3 protein-coding genes are annotated in these 2,525 nt (G+C 72.3%); 1 reads left to right on the forward strand and 2 read right to left on the reverse strand.

The annotated features are described in order from the left end of the window. Positions 1 to 17 precede the first annotated feature (17 nt). Complete coding sequence (locus CCN39_RS48330) at positions 18 to 755, forward strand: phosphotransferase (protein ID WP_086853945.1); 738 nt, start codon at positions 18 to 20, stop codon at positions 753 to 755. A 3-nt stretch (positions 756 to 758) separates the two neighbouring features. Here CCN39_RS48330 and CCN39_RS48335 read toward each other — a convergent pair whose 3' ends face one another. Together CCN39_RS48335 and CCN39_RS48340 are read right to left on the reverse strand one after the other, a co-directional pair. Then, entirely contained in the window at positions 759 to 1,853 is a 1,095-nt protein-coding gene (locus tag CCN39_RS48335; protein WP_086853941.1) for a cytochrome P450, read from the reverse strand. Between the two features lie 12 nt (positions 1,854 to 1,865). Beyond that, on the reverse strand, positions 1,866 to 2,525 hold a 660-nt coding region (locus CCN39_RS48340), incomplete at its 5' end, for a helix-turn-helix domain-containing protein (RefSeq protein WP_143264493.1).

A 2,525-nucleotide genomic window follows, 5' to 3' on the forward strand; every position in this document is an offset into this window, starting at 1 on the left:
CGCGCGACAATGCCGGCGTGGAGGAGGTCGAGGTCGTCGTCGCCCACCGCGAGCGGGCCACCCTGCGCGTCGGTGACGTGTTCCTGAAGGTCGACGCTGATCAGGCCCGCACCGACGTCGAGGTCGAGGCGATGGCCATGGCGCCGATCCCGACCCCGGAGATCCTGTGGCGCAAGCCGCCCGCGCTCGCGCTCGCCGCGCTCCCCGGCACAGTGCTCGGGCACCTCGGCGAGCCGTCGGCCGCGTCGCCCGCGGCGTGGGCCGCGGCGGGTGCCGCCGTCCGGGCGCTGCACGACGCGCCGCTGCCGCCGTGGCCCGGCCGGAGCCTCGGCGAGCTCGCATCGCGCCTCGCCGCCGAGTGCGAGTGGCTCGTCGCCAACGACGTCCTTCCCGCGGACGTCGTCACACGCAACCGCCGGCTCGCCGAGACCGCGCTCCGGCCGTGGACACCGGTGTTCATCCACGGCGACCTGCAGGTCGACCACGTCTTCGTCGCCGGAGAGCAGGTCACCGGCGTCGTCGACTGGTCCGAGGCCTCCCGCGGCGACGCGCTCTTCGACCTCGCCATCCTCACGCTCGGCCACCAGGAACACCTCGGCGACGTCGTCGCCGGCTACGGCACCGACGTCGACCGCGACCTCATCCACGCGTGGTGGGCGTTCCGATGTCTGACCAACGTCCGCTGGCTGGCCGAGCACGGCTACGGCTCCCCCGACGGGTTCCCCGAGGTCGCCGTGCTGAGGTCCCGGCGGTGATCGTCATCGGCCCGGTGCCCGGCTTGTCGCCAGAGTGGCTTTCAGGACGTCGATACCGACCGGAGTCCGGTGGGTGTCCAGGTCGGTGATCCGCCAAGGGTGGTCGAGCAGGGCGGTGAGGGCGATGCGGACCTCCATGCGGGCGAGGTGGGCGCCCATGCAGAAGTGGATCCCGCGACCGAAGGACAGGTGGGGGTTGGGCGTTCGGTTCGGGTCGAAGGTGTGCGGGTCGGCGAAGACCTCCGGGTCGCAGTTGGCCGCCGTGATCATCGCGACGACCCGGTGGCCCGGTCGGAGTTCCGCACCGCCGAGCGTGGTGGGCCGGGTGACGAACCGGTCCGTTCCGCCGGTGGGCGGCAGGTAGCGGAGCACCTCCTCGACGGCCAGTCGCACGTCGGCGGGCTTCGGTTGCCGGGCAAGGCAAAGGACCGCGTTCACGAGCAGGGTCTTGGTGGTTTCGTGACCGTTGACCAGGAGCAGCGTGCAGAAGTTGATCAGCTCGTCCTCGGTGAGCCCCGACGCCGTCAAGGTCGCGATGATGCCGGTCGGCCGGTCGAGCTCCTCGCGGAAGCAAGCGCCCAGTTCCCCCACCGCCTGGCGGAAAGCGGTCCGGCGGGCCTCGTCCGAGGTGAACGTGCCGAAGAACGACGTGATGGCTTCGGTCCACCGGACGAAATCCGGCCACCGTGCCGGTGGCACGCCGAGCAGACCCGCGATCGTGTGCACCGCCAACGGGTGGGCCACGTCGCCGATCAGGTCGAAAGTCGGTCCGGCGGAGGCGAGGAGAGCGTGCACTTTCGCCGTGATCCACGGTTCCAACGCCGACACGGCCCGCGGAGTGAACACCTGGCTGACGATCCGGCGCAACGCGTGGTGCCTGGGCGGATCGGTCGCCTGCAGGCTGCGCAGCAACGGGTTCGAGCGGTGCGGGATCGGCTGTGTGCTGTAGCGCAGTTCGTCGGAGGAGAACACCGCGTGGTCGGTGAGCACCCGGCCGACATCGGCGTACCGGGTGGCCACCCAGCCGCCGAACGGCTCGGCGAACCGCACCGGGCCCACCTCTTGGGCGTGGAACGCGAAGATCTCCTCAATGGACACTGCCCCAGCGTGCTACCCGCCCACGTCCGCCGCTTGGAAGAAACGGACACACGGCGCCCCGACCGCGCGCCGGAACTCCGCGAGCATGTGCGGCTGGTCGTAGAACCCGCTGCGGACAGCGATCTCCGCCCAGTCCGGCACCGGAGAGGACCGGGCCAGCGCCATCGCCCGGTGCAACCGCACCACCCGGGCGTAGGCCTTGGGGCTCAACCCGGCCGCCACCAGGAACCGCCGCCGCAACTGCCGCTCGGACAGCCCGGCCGCGGCCGCGTGCCGCGACACCGGCGCCCCCGGGGCCGCGCGCATGGCCTGGAGCACCTGCTCCACCGCCCGATCGGCCGGCCGGGACGGTGCCCGCAGTGCCCGCAACGCCCCGTCGAGCCCCGAACCGGGGAACGGCATCCCCGCCAAGGGCACCTCGTCCGCGGCGATCCCCAACACCGCGGCACACGTCCCAGGTCGCAGCCGCACGCCGGTGAGTGGCTCGGTCAGGCTCCCGGTCCTGGCCTCGGTTTCCGGTCCGGTCAACCACAACGACCCGTCCGCGAAAACCAGCAGGTCCACGAACGGCTGCGGCAACGCAGGTGGCAGCACCCCGCTGCGCCGCCACACCCGGCCGACCCGGCCGGCCAGGTCGGCGGGCGGAGCGAAGTCACCGGTCACACCGGTGAG

The organism is Amycolatopsis kentuckyensis, assembly GCF_002155975.1.
Classification (GTDB): domain Bacteria; phylum Actinomycetota; class Actinomycetes; order Mycobacteriales; family Pseudonocardiaceae; genus Amycolatopsis; species Amycolatopsis kentuckyensis.